The 19,267-nt window shown below is 34.7% G+C and carries 14 protein-coding genes and 2 tRNA genes; 12 read left to right on the top strand and 4 right to left on the bottom strand.

Annotated elements, in window-relative coordinates:
• Positions 1-17: 17 nt before the first annotated feature.
• On the bottom strand, positions 18-2,477 hold the full coding sequence (locus AAEO57_RS03355) for an AsmA family protein (RefSeq protein WP_341689466.1): 2,460 nt from the start codon (positions 2,475-2,477) through the stop codon (positions 18-20).
• 264 nt (positions 2,478-2,741) lie between these two features.
• Between AAEO57_RS03355 and trxA the strand changes: the two genes are divergently transcribed.
• From trxA to AAEO57_RS03335, 4 genes are all read left to right on the top strand, one after another.
• Positions 2,742-3,059 (top strand): thioredoxin, encoded by a 318-nt coding sequence (gene trxA / locus AAEO57_RS03350; RefSeq protein WP_110305890.1) that lies wholly within the window; start codon positions 2,742-2,744, stop codon positions 3,057-3,059.
• Positions 3,060-3,362: 303 nt separating this feature from the next.
• A complete protein-coding gene (locus AAEO57_RS03345; RefSeq protein WP_341689462.1) occupies positions 3,363-5,936 on the top strand; it encodes a M1 family metallopeptidase in 2,574 nt (857 codons plus the stop codon).
• Positions 5,933-6,859: a DUF58 domain-containing protein gene (locus AAEO57_RS03340; protein ID WP_341689460.1), complete on the top strand. Its 927-nt coding sequence runs from the start codon at positions 5,933-5,935 to the stop codon at positions 6,857-6,859. Before AAEO57_RS03345 ends, AAEO57_RS03340 begins: the two co-directional genes overlap by 4 nt.
• Before the next feature lie 86 nt (positions 6,860-6,945).
• Positions 6,946-7,019 (top strand) — tRNA-Asp (locus AAEO57_RS03335).
• A gap of 398 nt (positions 7,020-7,417) precedes the next feature.
• On the opposite strand, the gene AAEO57_RS03330 is transcribed toward AAEO57_RS03335, so the two are convergent.
• Positions 7,418-7,490, bottom strand: a tRNA-Phe gene (locus AAEO57_RS03330).
• A 139-nt stretch (positions 7,491-7,629) separates the two neighbouring features.
• Between AAEO57_RS03330 and AAEO57_RS03325 the strand changes: the two genes are divergently transcribed.
• From AAEO57_RS03325 to AAEO57_RS03295, 7 genes are all read left to right on the top strand, one after another.
• Positions 7,630-8,364 (top strand): type III pantothenate kinase, encoded by a 735-nt coding sequence (locus tag AAEO57_RS03325; protein WP_341689458.1) that lies wholly within the window; start codon positions 7,630-7,632, stop codon positions 8,362-8,364.
• Entirely contained in the window at positions 8,357-9,583 is a 1,227-nt protein-coding gene (gene bamG, locus AAEO57_RS03320; protein ID WP_341689456.1) for a BamG family beta-barrel-assembly machinery protein, read from the top strand. The genes AAEO57_RS03325 and bamG overlap by 8 nt, the downstream gene beginning before the upstream one ends.
• A gap of 50 nt (positions 9,584-9,633) precedes the next feature.
• Positions 9,634-10,191, top strand: coding sequence for an LPS export ABC transporter periplasmic protein LptC (lptC, locus tag AAEO57_RS03315; RefSeq protein ID WP_341689454.1), 558 nt, complete (start codon positions 9,634-9,636; stop codon positions 10,189-10,191).
• A gap of 9 nt (positions 10,192-10,200) precedes the next feature.
• Positions 10,201-10,395 carry a hypothetical protein gene (locus AAEO57_RS03310; protein WP_341689452.1) on the top strand — a complete coding sequence of 65 codons (195 nt, stop codon included), beginning with the start codon at positions 10,201-10,203 and terminating at the stop codon, positions 10,393-10,395.
• Positions 10,396-10,398: 3 nt separating this feature from the next.
• Entirely contained in the window at positions 10,399-11,658 is a 1,260-nt protein-coding gene (locus AAEO57_RS03305; RefSeq protein ID WP_341689450.1) for a hemolysin family protein, read from the top strand.
• Positions 11,659-11,765: 107 nt separating this feature from the next.
• The gene (locus AAEO57_RS03300) at positions 11,766-13,865 is read left to right on the top strand and encodes a peptidylprolyl isomerase (protein WP_341689448.1); all 2,100 of its coding nucleotides are present in this window, start codon (positions 11,766-11,768) and stop codon (positions 13,863-13,865) included.
• 290 nt (positions 13,866-14,155) lie between these two features.
• Positions 14,156-14,587 carry a hypothetical protein gene (locus tag AAEO57_RS03295; protein ID WP_163408999.1) on the top strand — a complete coding sequence of 144 codons (432 nt, stop codon included), beginning with the start codon at positions 14,156-14,158 and terminating at the stop codon, positions 14,585-14,587.
• Between the two features lie 15 nt (positions 14,588-14,602).
• Here AAEO57_RS03295 and AAEO57_RS03290 read toward each other — a convergent pair whose 3' ends face one another.
• Together AAEO57_RS03290 and AAEO57_RS03285 are read right to left on the bottom strand one after the other, a co-directional pair.
• Positions 14,603-15,517 carry a GYDIA family GHMP kinase gene (locus AAEO57_RS03290; RefSeq protein ID WP_341689442.1) on the bottom strand — a complete coding sequence of 305 codons (915 nt, stop codon included), beginning with the start codon at positions 15,515-15,517 and terminating at the stop codon, positions 14,603-14,605.
• A 90-nt stretch (positions 15,518-15,607) separates the two neighbouring features.
• On the bottom strand, positions 15,608-16,906 hold the full coding sequence (locus tag AAEO57_RS03285; protein WP_341689440.1) for a hydroxymethylglutaryl-CoA reductase, degradative: 1,299 nt from the start codon (positions 16,904-16,906) through the stop codon (positions 15,608-15,610).
• Between the two features lie 179 nt (positions 16,907-17,085).
• Between AAEO57_RS03285 and AAEO57_RS03280 the strand changes: the two genes are divergently transcribed.
• Positions 17,086-19,257 (top strand): S9 family peptidase, encoded by a 2,172-nt coding sequence (locus tag AAEO57_RS03280; protein ID WP_341689438.1) that lies wholly within the window; start codon positions 17,086-17,088, stop codon positions 19,255-19,257.
• Positions 19,258-19,267: the final 10 nt, after the last annotated feature.

Below are 19,267 nucleotides of genomic sequence, written 5' to 3'. Positions count from 1 at the left end.
CAAAATCCATATCCATTTTATTTATCCTTCTTCCCACGCTTAATTTTCATCTTCCCATCGACATCAACGGCGACTAAATGCAGTACGATTCCTTTTTCGCGAACGGCGTCGCGTTCGGCCTGGGTGGCGAGCTGAGCATCGTTTTTGGAGTTTCGGAGGGGAATGGTCATTGCGATGTTGGTACCCCGGCCGAAGGAATAAATACCTTTGGCATCCATGTTTAGAACACTGGAACTGATGGTGAGTTTGTGGATATCGATCTGTTCTCCACGCAATTTAAAATTACCCGATAAATCGCTAAAAGTGATGTTTTCGACATTGCGAAACGGAAAGGCAAATTTGCCAACTTTCATGATCGGTTCGAAGTTGATCAAAGTGCCCTGACTGACATTGAAAGTGAGATCTCCGTGGGTCGAATTGGTAATGAGCTCGCCATTACTGTTGATAAAACCGGTTACACGGGCTGAACTGGTGAGTTTTCCGCGGATGTTATCGGGACTGAAGGACTGAACCCCGAAGTTGTTGAACGATTTTAAAAAACTCGCAATATCAACCCGTGTTACCTGCGCGCTGGAACGGAAAGCGAAATTTTTTCCGCTTGGCGAAATTTCGGTATTAAAAGCGACGCTTCCGCCGGAAGTCTGCAGTGAGCCGTTTTTGATTACAAGTTTCGAGTTCAGCATCTGGAGCGTGGCCGTGGTATTGATGGCGGTCAGTTTGTTATAATTTATTTTGTCGGCTTTGATGTCGATTACAACCGAGCATTTTTCGATTACGCTTCGCAATTGGTTGGAAACGGTTGGCTTTTTAGTGGTTTTGGCGACTTTCTGTTTTTTGGAAGAAGCCATAATACCCAGAAATTGTTTGACATCGATATTAGGGCAATAGATTTTCCAGTTGACGACCATTTTTTCGGGTGCATCGTAATAGAGGTTTAGGAAATTATCAATTTTGCCTTCTATAAAAATGGTGTTTTTCTTGTGTTTGTAGGCAATTTTTTTAATGAGCAAAGCCTCTTGGGTAAAGTCGAGCTGTATATTTACTTTTTCGGCCTGAATGTTTTTAGGAATATAATGAAAGGAGGTGTTGATAAGACTCGCATTACCTGTAAAACGCGGTTTGTTGATGTAGAGATCTACAATGTCAAACTGAAATTTCAGATGGGCCGTAGCGTGACCTTCTGAAAACTGAATCCACTTATCGTTGCTCATTTCGTTGAGACGGTTTACATCAAAATCTGAACTCAGGATTCCGGTTGCAAGCGGTTTTTCGAGATTATTGATGCTTAACTGCGGAATTTTGAGCGGTACATTGAGGTAATTTCCTGAAAATTTGGTCAGGATAACAGCCGAATTGGCATCGTCAAAACCTGCTTTTGGCTTGAAATTATTGGTAAAGATGCCTTTAAAACTACAATCGGTAATTGATCCGTCAGGAATGTGGAGTTCGTTATCTTTTATGATTGCCTGAACTACAATTTTCGGATCACCCTCGACATTAAGATCACCTTTGATGTCGCAATTTACATCAATTGGCTTCTTTAAATCAAAACGGTTCAGCTTCGAACTGATGTTTCCGGATAACAGGTTGGAAGCGTTCTGCCATAAAATCGTAGTACCGATATTGATTCCGAAAAGTGAATTTCCTTTCCCTACATTAAAAAAAGCGACAATGTCAAAAGAATCTTCACCGATTTTTAGATTTTCGGTTTTAACATCTATTTTTTCCTTTTCAGAAACATAAGAAACAGCTAAAGTTCCTTTTAGCCTTTTTTCTTTAGCAAAACTGCCATGAACCGTATTAAATGCCAGACTGTTGATCTGCGTATCCAGAAAAACATCGGTCTGCCAGTTGTCGCCGTCATAACGCACTTTTGATTTTAAAAGGGTTACATCAAAGTCAAATAATTTTTGCCCCACACGATTGTCTAAAGTAAAATGGACTTTGTTGAGCTCCACCTGATTGATGATGGTTTCGGTTTCCGATTCGCTTTCGGGCGTTTTTTTCTTTTTAGGCTTAAAAATATTAGCGTTCGAATAACCGTTTTCGGCTTTGTACACATAAATCTGTGCGTCGTTGATCAGTATTTTGCGAATGTTGATTTCCTTTTGAAGCAGACTCCAGACGTTAAGACGTACTTCTATTTCGTTGGTTTTTAATAAAGTATGTTTGTGGATTTGCCATTGATTGTCTTTTAGTTCGACATCTTTCAGGGCAAGTGTAAAATTAGGAAAACCTATTAAAAATTTGTACTGAAAATCACCAACATGAAATTTTCCGTTGATGTTTTCATTGATTTTAGTGTTGATTTTGGCAACGATTTCAGTCTTATTCTGATTAAAATAAACCGATAAGGCACCACAGGCAATAAGAAGGAATCCAATACATCCTAAAATAAAATAACTAAAACGTCTGGCGTATTTTTTAAAACCGGCTGATTGCAGAAAACTTTTAATTCGGTGTAAAATTGCTTTCATAGGATTGTATTTTATCTTCTTAAAGATAACAAAAAATCAACTCTGTTTTAATGTTTTGATTTTCAGTGTTTAACAGGTTTTAATTTCGATTAACAATATCTTTATTATTAATATAATTATTGACAATACATTTATAATCAAAACTAATTTTCATATAACGTTTGATTGATTTAAAATTTCTAAATTTGTACTCAAGTTTAAAACTTATTAAAAAATTGTTTCCCTGAACAAAAAACAGAAGGGATAATCTTAAAATAAATTATTATGGCATTAGCAATCACAGATGCTACTTTTGATGAAGTAGTTTTGAAATCAGATAAACCGGTAATGGTAGATTTTTGGGCAGCATGGTGTGGCCCTTGTAGAATGGTTGGTCCAATCATTGACGAATTAAGCAACGAATACGAAGGTAAAGTTGTTGTTGGAAAAGTTGATGTTGATGCAAATCAGGAATTCGCTGCAAAATACGGTGTGCGTAACATACCAACTGTTTTGGTTTTTCATAACGGTGAAGTAGTAGGTAAACAAGTAGGAGTGGCTCCGAAACAAACTTACGCAGACAGCTTAGACGCTTTGTTGTAATCTTAGATTACGATTGATATAAAAACGGTCTGACGAAAGTCAGGCCTTTTTTATTGCTATGAATTAAATTTGTTCGGATTAAAATAATTTTTGTTTCACGCAGATTTTGCAGATTAAAGCAGATTTAATTTAGATATCAGTTATAGTAATCTGCGTTCATCTGCTTAAATCTTTTTAAAATCTGCGTGAAAAATTTAGCGCATAGATTGTTTCAACCCATCGCTAATGACAAACTTTTACATAGAGACCTTCTAAAACCAATCCTTTTTTTTATTTTTACGAATCTTATATATTCCTTTAAAAATGAAAATCTTCTACTGCTTTCTTAGTTTTTTTACCATCATTACAATTGGTTTTTCCCAATCAAAACAAAAAGAAAGTATTCTTTTAGAAAATGGCGTTTCCGAGCAGCTGGCCATTTTTCGAAAACATCAAATTTCTGATGTGAATTATGAGCTTTTATTCGAAATCCCAAATCAGAAAAGTGAAAACATCAATTCTCAATTGACTTTAAATTTAAATTTGTCTGATTTGAGTCAGCCCTTATATTTAGATTTTAAAGAGAAAACTTCAAATATAAAATCAGTTTCAGCAAACGGAAAAAGTATCGCTATTGTTCATGAAAAAGGACATATTGCTGTTCCTGTTGAAAGTTTGATTTCAGGAAAAAATACGATTGTAATTTCATTCATCGCCGGAAATTTATCTTTAAATAGAAACGATGATTTTCTGTACACTTTATTAGTTCCGGACCGCGCCAGTACTTTATTTCCGTGTTTCGATCAGCCGGACATCAAAGCGACTTACAAACTGAGCCTTTCTGTTCCAAAAGAGTGGAAGGTTTTGGCTGGAGCCGATGTAAAAGAGAAAGTTGAAAAGGGTGATTTTACTTCGTACACTTTCGGGGAATCGGACAAAATGAGTACGTATTTGTTTTCGTTTGTAGCGGGAAAATTCAATAGTATCACGAAGAAACCTGGTTTAGAAATGACTTTTTTATACCGCGAAAATGACAAAGGCAAACTAGAAAGCAGCACCGATACTATTTTCAATCTACATCAGCAATCTTTAGATTTTTTAGAAAAATATACCAATTATAAATTTCCTTTTCAGAAATTGGATTTTGCGTCAATCCCGGTTTTTCAATATGGTGGAATGGAACATGTAGGTGCAATTCAGTACCGTGAATCGACTTTGTTTCTGGATAACAGCGCAACTGACAGCGAGAAATTAAACCGGGCAAAACTCATCGCACATGAAACCTCACACATGTGGTTTGGTGATTTGGTTACAATGAAATGGTTTGACGATGTCTGGATGAAAGAGGTTTTGGCCAACTTTATGGCAGACAAAATCATGAACCCGATTTTTCCGAAAGTCAATCATAATCTGCAGTTTTTTACAGCGCATTATCCTGGCGCTTACGCGGAAGATCGATCTTTAGGTACACATCCTATCAAACAGCATTTGGCGAATTTAAAGAATGCGGGTTCGCTTTATGGAGCCATTATTTACAACAAAGCGCCCATTATGATGCGTCAGTTAGAAGCTTCGATGGGAAAAGAAGCTTTTCAAAAAGGAATCCAAAAATACATTCAAAAATACGCCAACGACAATGCTGACTGGAATAATCTGGTAGAACTTCTCGATGCCGAAACACCGCTTGATATGAAAAAATGGAGCGAAGTTTGGGTGAACAAATCTGGAAGAGCAATTTTTACGGATAAAGTCGAATACGATTCTAAAAACCGAATCAAAAGCTTTGAAATTCAACAACAAGCCGAAGATAAATCGGAGAATATCTGGCCTCAGGTTTTTCAGATTGGTTTAGTTTATACAAAAGAGGTAAAGATTTTATCTGTTAATATTAATGATAAAAATACCCTTGTAAAAGAGGCTGTCGGACTTGAAAAACCGCTTGCCGTGGTTTACAATTATAATGGTTTTGGATACGGGGTTTTTCCGCTTGACGGGAATAATTTAAATTATATTGCTACGTTGAAAGATGAGGTTGCAAGAGCTTCGTGTTACAGCAATCTTTATGAAAATACATTGATTGGAAATGTTTCGCCAGACAAAGCTTTTGATTCTTTTTTAAAAGGAATTCAAACAGAAGAAAATGAACTGGTTTTAAGAATTGTCTCGAATAGTCTTAATACAATTTACTGGAGATTATTGACGGAAAAACAACAAAAAAAAGTTCAAAAACAGCTTGAAGGTGTTTTGAAAGAGCGCTTGCAGGCTAATTTATCAGCCAATATTAAAAAGACATTATTCGGATTGTTTAGTTCGATTGCCTATTCAAATTCGGCAAAAGCCAGTTTGTATAAAGTATGGAACAGAGAAATCTCGATTCCGAATTTGAAATTAAACGAAGACGATTACACCAATATGGCGATGAACCTGGCGATTTTCAAGCATGCAAAAGCCGATGAGATTTTGGAGAAAACCAGAACATCTTTTACAAATCCGGATAAACAAAAGCGTTTTGAGTTTTTATTGCCTTCATTATCAAAAGTTGAATCGGTTCGAAATGCGTTTATGGAATCTTTAAAAGACGATGCAAACCGCGAGAAAGAATCCTGGGTTTCGGTTGGTTTGGCCAATGTAAATCATCCGCTTCGTCAGGAAAGTGCTCAAAAATATATTAGATTTTCATTAGATTTGACGGAAGAAATCCAGCGTACGGGTGATATCTTTTTTCCAAAAGATTGGCTGGATAATACAGTTGGAAGGTATTCATCGAAATATGCTTTTGATGAAGTACAGCGATTCCTGAAGGAAAATCCTAATTTTAGTCCAATCCTGAAACGTAAATTGTTTATGGCGACAGATTTGCTTTTTAAAGCACAAAATATTAAAAAAGAAACCGAATGAAAATTGAATCGGAAATAGAGAAAGTCTCCAGTTTTCAGCATCTCGAAATGCTGGCGAATCAGGTTGTGGAAGGTTTTATATCCGGAATGCACAAGAGTCCTTTTCATGGGTTTTCGGCAGAATTTGCCGAGCATAAAGTGTATAACGCAGGCGAAAGCACCAAACATATCGACTGGAAATTATTTGCCAAAACCGATCGTTTGTATACGAAACGTTATGAGGAAGAAACCAATTTACGCTGTCATTTGATTGTCGATAACTCATCATCGATGCATTATCCTGAACTGAAATCGAATCAGCCTTTTTATGAAAAGAAGATTGGTTTTGCGGTTTTGGCTTCGGCAGTTTTAATGAATATTTTAAAGAAACAGCGTGATGCCGTTGGTTTAAGTGTTTTCTCCAATAGTTACGAATATTACGCCCCTGAAAAAGGAAGCGATCGTCATCACAGAATGCTTTTGAATAAACTGGAGCAGTTATTAGAACAGCCAAAGGTAAAAAAAAGCACGGACACGATTACGTATTTGCATCAGATCGCAGAGAAAATGCACCGTCGTTCGATGATTATTCTGTTTACCGATATGTTTCAGTCTGAAGATGATGAAAAGCTTTTTAACGCGCTGCAGCACTTAAAACACAACAAGCATAAAGTAGTTTTATTTCACGTAGTCGATCATGAAACCGAGCTGAAATTTGACTTCGATAACACGCCAAGAAAGTTTATCGACTTAGAATCGGGTGAAGAAGTATCGATTTTTGCTGATAATGTAAAGCTGGAATATGAAAAAAGGGCAGAAGCCTACTTTAAAAATCTGGCTTTAACCTGTGCCAAGAACCAGATTAAGTACGTTCCGGTCAATGTTGGCGATAATTTTGAAAAAATATTGACTACATATTTGGTTGAAAAACAAAACTTTGGCTAAAAAGCTAAAAAAATATTTCACTTTTTTTATAAAAACACTTGCAGAAACGAAATTCTGTACTATCTTTGCAACCGCAATAACGCAGAGGTTTGGTAGTTCAGTTGGTTAGAATACATGCCTGTCACGCATGGGGTCGCGGGTTCGAGTCCCGTCCAGACCGCAATATTGGGAGAAGCCTTTCTTAACGGAAAGGCTTTTTTGCCCAAATACGGTATCTAAGATTAGTTGTGTTGTTTTGCTACGACTTTGTAACTCGTAGCTGGTTTAGTAGTTAGACCAATGAAAAGCTTTCCACTTTTGTGGACGGCTTTTTTGATTTAAAGACCTTTTTTACTTAATGGTAAATTGTTTTTGAATTAAAGAATTCTTCCGGTAATATATTTCCAAATATCCCTAAAATGTGATTTCAGTTTTCTGTTGTTATAAGTACCTGAATTTTCTATTATTTCGAATCGTGCGTAGTGATTGATTCGAAATCGTGTGCTTTTAGAATTTTAAAATAAAGATTTTCTAAAAAAAATAAAAACAAAAAACCCGAATATTGCTATTCGGGTTTTGTGGTACCTCCAGGGATCGAACCAGGGACACATGGATTTTCAGTCCATTGCTCTACCATCTGAGCTAAGGTACCTTGCTTGTCGTTACATTCTCTATTTTCATAGTGTTGTGTGAACGTGTTTGCGGGTGCAAATATATAATCATTTTTGGTTTGTGCAAAACATTTTTTTAAAAAAATCAATTCGTATCTTCGCATTGGTAAAAAAATAAATATGGTTTTAACTATTGATGTTGGAAATACCCGGATTAAAGCTGCTGTTTTTGAGGGGGATAGTGTTTTGGGGAAATTTGTTTTTGAGAAAAATCAGCTTGAAAAAAAAATTAAAAATATTTTAGAAAAATTTCAAAATTGTTCTGATTTGGTTGTTGCTTCAGTCGGAAATGTCGAAAAGCAGTCTTTTTTGACTTTTGAAAAACAGCTTAATATTCATTTTTTAACTCACGAAAATGCTTTTCCTTTTGTTAATAAGTATGCTACCCCAAAAACTTTAGGGATTGACAGGATGGTTTTGGCTGCCGGGGCGGTTTTGCAGTTTCCCAAACAAAACAGGCTGGTAATTGATGCCGGAACTTGTGTAACATACGATTTTATCGACGAATCAGATCATTATTTGGGTGGAGCTATCTCTCCAGGTTTGCAATTGCGGTACGAAACGTTACATAATTTTACTGCTAAGCTGCCTCTTTTAGAGTTAGAGGTTCCCGAATCTTACATTGGCAATAGTACTGCACAGTCTATACATTCAGGAATTGTTAACGGTTTCGTCTATGAGATTGACGGTTTTATCGATGAATATCGTAGAAATTTTTCAAATTTTATAATAATTTTAACGGGAGGTGATACAGATTTTTTGGCTAAACGATTAAAAAATACCATATTTGCCAATTCAAATTTCCTACTGGAAAGTTTGAATCAAATATTTCAATATAAAATCGACAATGATTAAAAAAATTATACTAAGCACCTGTCTGCTTGTTTCGTTTGTTTCATTTGCTCAGCAGGGTACAGCTTCTCCTTATTCTTTTTACGGAATAGGTGATGTTAGATTTAGAGGTACTTTAGAAAACAGGTCAATGGCTGGTGTTTCGGTAGAACAGGATAGTATACATATAAATGTAGAAAATCCCGCAAGTTATGCTGCTCTGATACAAACAACCTTTACTGTAGGAGGGACTTATGGAACTTCTACTGTAAAGAGCCAAAATGAAAAAGCTAATTCTACAAGATCTACTTTTGATTATTTGCTTGTTGGTATACCAATGGGTAAGTTTGGTGGGGGATTTGGTTTGATTCCGGTCTCTTCTGTCGGTTATAAAATCAGAAATGATAATTCGGGTACTGAACTTCCGAGCACTCAGTATGAGGGAGAAGGAGGTTTAAATAAAGCTTTTTTAGCATTAGCATATAAAATAATGCCAAAGTGGAATGTTGGTTTTGATATGCAGTATAATTTCGGAAAAATAGAAACTACAAGTATAGAAGCTATAACTGGAGTTTCTAGCGGAACAAGAGAAACAAACACTTCAATATTGTCTGGTTTTAATTTTAATGTAGGTACTATGTATCAAACTAAAATTAATAAAAAACTGGAATTGTTTACGAGTCTGGCTTATACATTTGGAAGCAACCTGACATCGGATAGTGAAAGAACAATTGAAGTGGATGGTGATGATACTCCATTGGTTACTGATCCTGCAAGTATTGTTTTGAAAATGCCTAACAAAGTAACTATTGGTGCAGGTATTGGACAGGCCAGAAAATGGTTGGTGGGTACGAGTCTTGCTTTTCAGGGTAATGGTAAATTTGAAAATTATTATAACACAAGCGAGAATGTTCATTATGAAAAATACGCAAAATATGCTGTAGGAGGATATTATCTTCCAAATTATACCTCTTTCTCAAGTTATTTTAGCAGAATTACTTACAGAGCTGGTTTTAAATACGAAAAAATTGGACTGGTGGTGAATAATGAGTCTATAAAAGATGTCGGAATATCTTTGGGAGCAGGTTTTCCAATTACAGGGTCATTTTCTAATGTGAATTTCGGAATTGAATATGGTAAAAAAGGAACTGTTTCTGCTAATTTAGTTCAGGAAAATTATTTAAACTTAAGTCTTAGTTTTTCTTTCAATGACAAATGGTTTGTAAAAAATAAATACAATTAATGTTTAAATTAATGCTTTTTTAAGCTTTTGCAATTTACTACATTTGGCAAATGAATTTACCAAAAAAATATAATCTTATAACCGTTGTCACAGTTTTTACTGTGACACTGTTTTTTGGGTGCGAAAGTAATTTTAAAGAAGTACAGAAAATTAATTTTTCAGAATTTGTACCGGGAACCGATGCAGATACAGTCAATATAAAATATACAGATTCCGGGCGAATAACGGGTGTTTTAAAAAGCCGTAAGATGCTGGATTATTCTGGTGTTGATTTTCCTTTTACGGAATTTCCAAAAGGGATTGATGTAACTTTGTACGACAAAAAGCAAAAACGTACTTTTATAGTCGCAAATTATGCTGTTTCGTATAAGGAAACCGGAATTATTGATCTTCAGGGAAAAGTAAAAATCACTTCAGAAGAGGGGCAGATGCTTGAAACAGAACAATTGTACTTTGATCAGAAAAATGAATGGTTTTATACCGAAAGAAAGTTTAAGCTTACGGATGCCAAAGGGGTCTCAAATGGTCAGGGAATAGATTTTAGTAAAGATTTTAAAGTGATAAATTCACAAAGAGTAAGCGGCGAAATTGAAGCCGGTGAAGAATAAAATAAAATTATGGGTTATTTAAAATATACACAGTACGCTTATCTTATTGTTGCAGTTCTTTTTATATACGATGCAATAACAAAAATAAATGCCGGGAATGACACTCCCTGGCTTAGTTTTTTGATTGCTGGCATGGGGGTTTTTATGTTTTTCTTCAGAAGAAAATTTGCTAAAAAATTTGAAGACCGCAACAAGAAACAGTAAAAAATGGAAATAGGTATTATAATAACGTGTTTAATACTGTCAGCCTTTTTTTCAGGAATGGAAATAGCCTTTGTTTCCTCTAATAAAATTTACCTTGAGATAGAAAAGAAACAGGATAATTTTATTTCCCGTATATTATCCAGACTTACCGAAAAACCATCAAGATTTATTGCAGCAATGCTTGTAGGCAATACTATAGCATTAGTTGTGTATGGTTTTTTTACTGGAAATCTGATTTTTAAATATATTACAGATTCCGGATTTCAATTTTCTGTTTATAACAACTTATTACTTCAGACTTTAATTTCCACCTTTATTGTTTTAATAACTGCGGAGTTTTTTCCAAAAGTTTTTTTTCAGATTTATGCCAACTCCCTAATCAGGTTTTTCGCAATTCCGGCTTATATTTTTTATAGGTTATTTTATTATATTTCGATCTTTTTTATCTGGATTTCCGATTTTATCCTAAAGAAATTTTTTAAAACAGAAGGAGACCGGGCGCAATTGTATTTTAGTAAAATAGAATTAGGAAATTACATTGCAGAGCAAATGAATTCTGTTGAAGATAAAGAAGAAGTTGATTCTGAAATTCAGATTTTCCAGAATGCGTTAGAGTTCTCGGGAGTGAAAGCAAGGGATGTCATGACGCCAAGAACAGAGATTGTTGATATAGATTTGTTTGATAGTGTTGCTGATCTTAAAGCTTTGTTTATTGAAACAGGCTATTCTAAAATTATAGTGAGTCAAAATTCTCTTGACGATATTGTGGGCTATGTGCATTCCTTTGATTTGTTTAAAAAACCAAATACAATAAAATCAGTTTTAATGGCTGTAGAATTTGTGCCTGAAACCATTTTGATAAAAGACGCTCTGAGCCAGCTTATAAAAAAAAGAAAAAATGTTGCTGTTGTTCTGGATGAATACGGAGGAACTTCCGGGATTATTACAATTGAAGATATTGTAGAGGAGCTTTTCGGGGAAATCGAGGACGAGCATGACCTGGACGAAGAACTAATTGAAAAACGATTAAAAGAAAGAGAATACCTGTTTTCGGCAAGATTGGAGGTTGAATATCTGAATGAGAATTATAATCTGGGAATTCCCGAAAATGATTCTTATGGTACCCTGGGTGGTTTTATTATGGATTTTACAAAAGATATTCCGCAAAGAGGAGAAAAAATCAGCATTGGGAATTATCAATTTGTAATAGAAGAATGTTCCAACAAGAAAATCGAATTGGTAAAAATGACTTTGAAAGAATAATTTTTTATTAATTTTAAAAAAATGTGCAAAATAAAACACTAGTTGTATTGTTATTAACTAGATAATTGTATTTTCGCAAACTGAATATAAAATTAACTATAATAAAAATGGCAGTTTTAGCAAAAATTAGACAGCGTTCCGCATTATTGATAGGAGTTATTGCACTTGCTTTATTAGCATTTATAATACAAGATCTTTTCAATAGCGGTACTTTTAGTCAAAGTTCAAAAGATGTAGGAAGCATCGATGGAAAAGATATTTCATTTGAAGACTTTAGGGTTAAAGTTAGTAATGTTGAAAAAAGTGGGCAAGGAATTACTTCCACTGAAGCTGCAAACAGAGTATGGGATCAGGAGGTTTCAATTGCATTATTATCAGCTCAGTTTGATAAACTTGGACTTAGAGTTGGAGAAAAACACCTTTTGGAAGTTTTAAAAGCAGATCCTAATATTGGTAAAAACCCGATGTTCTTAAATGCAGCAGGGATGTTTGATGTTAATAAGTTCAAAGAATACTTCAAAGCAAATCCTGAAGCAGCTCAGTTTATTACTGAAAAAGAAAAAGACGCAACTTTAAATGCTAAGTTTCAAATTTACAGCACACTTGTAAAATCAGGTTTGTATACTACTGCAAGTGAAGGAAAGCTAAAATATGAAATGGAAGCCAACAAAGTGAACTTTGCATATGTTGCAGCTTTATATTCTTCTATCAAAGACAGTGAAGTAAAAATTTCTGATTCAGAAATCGTTGACTACATGAAGAAGAATGAGAAAAAATTTAAAGCAGATGCGACTCGAGAAATCCAGTATGTTTTAGTAGAAGACAAGCCTTCAAAACAAGATGAAGCTGAAATTAAAGCTAAAATCACTTCTTTATTAAACGGAAGAGTAGAGTACAATGCTAAAACTGGTAAAAATGATACATTACCAGGTTTCAGAAATGCGACAAACATTGCTGAATTTGTAAATTCAAACTCTGACATTCCTTACGATTCAACTTATATCCCTAAAAATTCTCTGCCTGCTGTTGATGCTGATAAAATATTCAGTTTAGCTCCGGGTCAAATTTATGGGCCATATGTTTTTGGAAAATACTATGCAATTTCTAAATCATTAGGGTTTAAAGCAGGTGTTAATGCAAAAGCAAGCCACATCTTAATCGGATATGAAGGATCTCAGACTCCAAACCAAAAAGAAAAAAGAACTAAAGAAGAAGCGAAAGCTAAAGCTGAGGATATTTTAAAACAAGTTCAGGCTAATCCGGACAGTTTTATGATGCTGGCTTTTACAAGTTCTGATGATTCTTCTGCACAGCAGGGTGGTGATTTAGGATATTTCGGTCCAAACCAGATGGTAAAACCATTCAATGATTTTGTATTCAATAACGGAATTGGAAAAGTTGGTTTAGTTGAAACTCCTTTTGGATTTCACATTATTAAAATTACAGACAAACAAGACGGAATTCGTTTAGCTACAATTGCACAGAAAATTCAGCCTTCTGAAGCTACATCTGATAAAGTGTTTACATTGGCAACTAAATTTGAAATGGATGCTGCTGATAAAGATTTCAATGCTACTGCTAAACAATTAGGATTAAAAGTTGAAGCTCCCGTATCGGCTAAAGCTATGGATGAGTCTTTTGGCCCGTTAGGAAACCAACGTACTATTGTAAGATGGGCATTTGATAAAGAAACCAAAGAAGGAGATGTAAAACGTTTTGAAATCGCTAATATTGGACACGTAATTGCTCAGTACAAAAGCGAAAACCAATCAGGTTTAGTCTCTGTTACTTTAGCAAGACCTTATGTAGAGCCAATTCTTAAAAACAAGAAAAAAGCAGAGCTGTTAAAAGCTAAAATGACTGGCTCTAATATCGATGCTATTGCTAAAACTGCAGGTGTAAAAGTACAGCAGGCAACCAATGTTACTTTAGATAACCCGGTTTTACCTGGTGGAGTTGGGCAGGAGCCTAAAGTTGTAGGTAATGCATTTGCATTGGCTGCGAATAAAGTATCTGCACCTATTGAAGGGAATACCGGAGTTTATGTTGTAAAAAACATTAGTACTGTAAAAGCACCAGCATTGCAAAATCATGCTGAATATGTGTCAAAAGTAAAAGCTCAAAGCGCATCTGATGCGAGCAGAATTTTACCAGCTTTGAAAAACAATGCTAAAATTGAAGATAATAGATTAGATTTTAATTACTAGTTTTAAGTAATAAACTAAAAATATAAACCCCAAAACCATTAAAGGTTTTGGGGTTTTCTTTGTTTAAAAATGAGTTTGTAAGATTTTATTTCGATAGCAACGAACGGTTTTTCTAATATCATATAGGAATAATAGAAATATGATTTAAAAAATTTGGGATATTCAAAATATTGCATTTAATTTGTCAGAATTTTTGTTTTAACAAAATAAATTTGGGGTTGTAAATTCCCAATAAAACTAAAAAAGAAGATGCGGGATAAATGCTTTAATAATCAGGTATTTTAATTTATATGTTTAAGTTTTTTAGAAAAAAAGCTAAAGTGTATTCCAAAATTGAAAATCATATTTATGGAATAATTACAGAACTTTTAAAAGTTAGCAGTACTGATATAAATGTTGATGAATTAGGAGGGAAATACTACTTAAGCAACGAAGAGCAGCATTTTAAAGTTACCATACTCAGTAATGATTATGTTATCAGACTGACCAACACACGTGATTCTGTCGCTGAAAAATACGATAAGGTTTTTGTGGAAGATGTTTTGAAAGCAGTAAAGGAAGAAAAACACCGCAGAATGGAATTGGTTTACGATTCTATTACAAACAGCATAGAAAAGATGGCAGAACGTTTGCACAACACGCTTATCGAATCTAATGAGCAGGAAAATCAAAAGGTTCGCAGACTTCAGACGAAACATACAAAAGATAAAAAGGCAAATTAAGGAGAATCTTTACTTTTATAAAATCATTTCATCGTAAGAAAGAATAGTTTCGTATCCTCTCGAGCTAAAATACGCTGTCGGATTTTCTTTAGAAACAATCATTACGAAATCTCCGCCCCAGGCACCAAGACTTTTGATTGCTCCATCAAAATCAGGAAAAGCCTTTTCTTTAATAGTCTGCAATTCCAGTATGTCACTCAAGTGTATTTCGTGATTTTCTAAAGCATGAGCAAACTCTTTTAATGTTTTTGCCTTGATAACTGCATCGGTAATTTTGTTGTTGGCAATTATATTTTTGGCTAAATGAATGTTCTTGTTTTTATAGTAGGCATTTACTGCGGTTTTGCTACTTTGCTTTTTATTTAGATAAACAAAATAAATGCTTTCGGTAAAATCTGGATGAAAGCTTATTGGCTCAACGATTGGGAGATTATTTTCTAAACGATAGATAACAGGTGAATCATTCTGCGCACAGGCAATATCGTAACCACTGCCTCCAAAACTGTTTTTAAGCAAAGTAAAAGCATCAATTTGTGTCCACTGGGCTATGTTGTTTAATAAAGTCGAAGAAGTGCCTAATCCCCAGTTTTTAGGAAAGGTAAGTTCTGTGGTGACTTTGTAACCATCAGCATTTTCAATGAAAGCTGGATTTAAGAGATAGGCTTCATGCAGAATATTAAGCAGGGTTGTTTTTACTGTTTCTGTTTCGGCCTTTACATTATTAATTATTTCATTAAAAGAAATAGTATCTTCAAACCAGATTTTTTCATCGATGTTGTAGCTTTTCCATTCGATTTCCTGATTTGAACCATTTTCGACAATTAGGTTTTGCCCAAATTTGGTAGGTAATGCCAAGGCTTTAGCTCCGTCGAGAACTAAATATTCTCCTGTAATTAGAAGTTTTCCGTTACTGTAAAAGGTTGTTTTCATGCTGTGTTTTTAGCCCCGATAGTAGTGTAAATCCTTTTGTGCCGGGGTTCGGCGCAAAAGATTGCAACGAATAGCGGGAATAGCTTCTAATTATTTTCTTAAATTTTCAATAAACTCCACTACAGCACTATGGGATACAGCGGTTTTTTTAAAATGTGTTTTAATTAAATGACGCTCCTCTTCGTTGGCTTCAAACTGGTTCATGATGTTGTTCAGGTGCATTTTCATGTGGCCTTCCTGAATTCCGGTTGTAGTTAGCGATCTCAAAGCAGCAAAATTTTGTGCCAGACCAGCGACGGCTACTATTTGCATCAGTTCTTCTGCAGATGGTTTTTCGAGCATTTCGAGACATAATTTTACTAAGGGATGTAATGAAGTTAGTCCGCCAACGGTTCCTAATGCCAATGGGATTTCTAACCAAAAAGTAAAAATTCCGTTTTCAATTTTGGCATGCGATAAACTTGAATATTGCCCGTTTCGTGAAGCGTAAGCATGTACACCGGCTTCGACTGCCCTGAAATCGTTTCCTGTTGCCAGAATTACGGCATCGACACCATTCATAATACCTTTATTGTGTGTTACAGCTCTGAAAGGCTCTGCTTCGGCAATTTGCACGGCTTGTACAAAACGCTGTGCAAAATCCTCAGGATTCGAAATATGTTTTTCTGTTAAATCTTCTACCGGGCAGGAAACTTCGGCTCTTACAATACAGTTGGGCACATAATTTGACAAAATGCTCATGATTACCTGAATTTCGAAACCAGATTTTTGGGCTTCTTCTTTTAAAGTAAAAGCAAACTGCTCCAGGCAGGAGTTGATAAAATTGGCTCCCATACTGTCTTTTGTTTCAAAGTTTGCATGAAGCTGAAAATAATTTTCGAGTAAATTTCGCTTGTCTTTTAATTGTATATCAAGTATTCCTCCGCCACGTTGTTGCATGTTTTTGGTAATGCTTTGCGTTTCTGAGAAAAATTTTGGTTTTATGTCATTGAAAAAGGCTATCAGTTTTTCGGCTTCCCCTTTGAAAGTAAAATGAACCTGTCCAATTTTTTCGGTATCAATAACTGTAGCTTTAAATCCGCCGCGGGTTGCCCAGTATTTGGCTGATTTTGATGCTGCTGCGACTACAGAGCTTTCTTCAATTGCCATTGGAATGGTTTTGTAGTTTCCGTTGATTAAAAAATTGGGAGCTACACCAAGCGGAATATAAAAATTGGTAATGGTATTTTCTATAAATTCATCATGTAGTTGCTGAAGCTTTTCGTCTGAATTCCAGTAATTTCTTATTATATTTTGTGCTTCTTCTGGGTTTGAAAAAAATTCTTTGGCAATCCAGTTGATTTTTTCTTTTTTGGATAATTTAGAAAATCCGGCAACAGCGTTGTTCATTCTCAGTATATTAAATAATAATGTTGCGGCAAAGATACCAATTTAAGAGTTTTGTTTGTAATCTATTTAAAATTTGAAAAGGATGTAAATGTATTTTTTTTAACATTTAACAGTTAAAATGTGTATTATGTTTATTTTTTTCATTAAAATTGGACTCTTTTTTAAACAAAATAATGCTAATGAATACAGGTAGAATTACTCTGATATTTTTGTTACTGGTTGCGACTGCTTTTGGACAGCAAAAAATTACCGTTGAAAATATTTATAGCGGTGCTTTTCGGACAAAAGGAATGGATGAATTGCAATCTTTAAAAAACACCAATCAATATACGGTTTTAAATGTAGATCAGTCCAGCAGAAGTATGCAGATTGATTTGTATGATTTTGCTACTCTAAAAAAAGTATCAAACCTAATAGATACTAAAAATCATGCAGCTCTTGCAGACGGAATAGACAGCTACACATTTGATGCTTCTGAAAAAAAGATTTTAATTGCCTGTAATTCCAGTCAGATATTTCGTCACTCGTTTACAGCAGATTATTTTTTATATGATATTGCTTCTAAATCTTTAACGAAACTTTTCGACTTTCAGATTCAGGAGCCGACTTTTTCTCCAGACGGAACTAAAATTGCTTATGCTAAAGAAAATAATCTTTATGTGTATGATATAGCATCAAAAAAATCGGTTGCAGTTACTACAGATGGAAAGAAAAATGCAGTTATAAACGGTATTACGGATTGGGTTTATGAAGAAGAATTTGCCTTTGTCCGGGCGTTTGACTGGAGTAAAGACAGTAAAAAAATAGCTTATATCCGTTTTGATGAGAGTCAGGTTCCGGAGTTCTCAATGTCTATGTTTCATAAAGATTTATATCCAACAATTGAAACTTTTAAATATCCTAAAGCGGGAGAAAAAAACTCTGAGGTATCTTTGCACATCTTTGATGTAGCCGGAAATAGTACTAAAAAAGTTGATTTAGCAAATTACAATGATTTTTATATTGCAAGACTGCAATGGACAAATGATAACAATACCTTATCTGCTCAGGTTTTAAACCGTCACCAGGACAATCTGGATTTGTTATTTGTTGATGGAAGTACAGCTACAGCAAAGGTTGTCTTAAATGAAAAAGACAAGGCGTATGTAGATGTTACGGATAATTTGACTTTCTTAAAAGATAATGGTTTTATCTGGACCAGCGAAAAAGACGGATTCAATCATATTTATGTGTATGATAAAACCGGAAAACTTAAAAATCAGGTTACAAAAGGGAACTGGGAAGTAACTTCATACTACGGTTTCGACGAAAAAACAAAAACTATTTTCTACCAGTCTACAGAAAATGGTTCTATCAACAGAGCAGTTTACCGTATTTCATTAGACGGAAAAAATAAAACAGCTTTGGCTGTCAAAACGGGAACAAATGCAGCGACTTTCAGTCCAAATTTTCAATATTTTATTACTACTTTCTCTAGTAATTTACAGCCTACTACTTATACTTTAAATGAAGCGAAAACCGGAAAGGAAATTCAGGTAATCGAAGATAATAAAGCTCTAGCTACTAAATTGGAAGCTTATAATCTGCCAAAAAAAGAGTTCTTTGTTTTAAAAACGGCTAAAGGAAATGAGTTAAATGCCTGGATTTTGAAGCCAAAAGATTTTGATCCTTCTAAAAAATACCCTGTTTTTATGTACCAATATTCTGGTCCTGGATCTCAACAGGTAAATAACGACTGGAATAATACTGATGATTATTGGTTTTTATCGCTTACACAGCAAGGTTACATTGTGGCTTGTGTTGACGGAAGAGGAACAGGCTTTAAAGGAGCTGATTTTAAAAAGGTAACACAAAAAGAATTAGGGAAGTTTGAGGTAGAAGATCAGATTGATGCAGCTAAAGTTATCGGTGCTTATCCTTATGTTGATGCTTCAAGAATTGGAATTTTCGGATGGAGCTATGGCGGATTTATGGCTTCAAACTGTATTTTTCAGGGAGCCGATGTGTTTAAAATGGCAATCGCCGTTGCTCCGGTAACCAACTGGCGTTTTTATGATAGTGTTTATACCGAAAGATACATGCAGACTCCACAGGAAAATTCGAGTGGCTATGATAATAATTCCCCGATTAATCACGTAAGCAAATTAAAAGGGAAATTTCTTTTGATTCACGGTTCAGGTGATGATAACGTTCATGTGCAAAATTCGATGCAAATGATGGAAGCTTTGATTCAGGCAAATAAACAATTCGATTCTCAGATATATCCGGATAAGAATCATGGTATTTATGGGGGGAAAACCAGAATTCAATTGTATAATAAAATGACTAACTTTATTAAAGAAAATTTATAATAATAAGCGC

The organism is Flavobacterium calami (assembly GCF_038290035.1).
GTDB lineage: Bacteria > Bacteroidota > Bacteroidia > Flavobacteriales > Flavobacteriaceae > Flavobacterium > Flavobacterium calami.
Note: the sequence above shows the minus strand (reverse complement) of the source record. Positions and strands in the feature narration are given on the sequence as shown.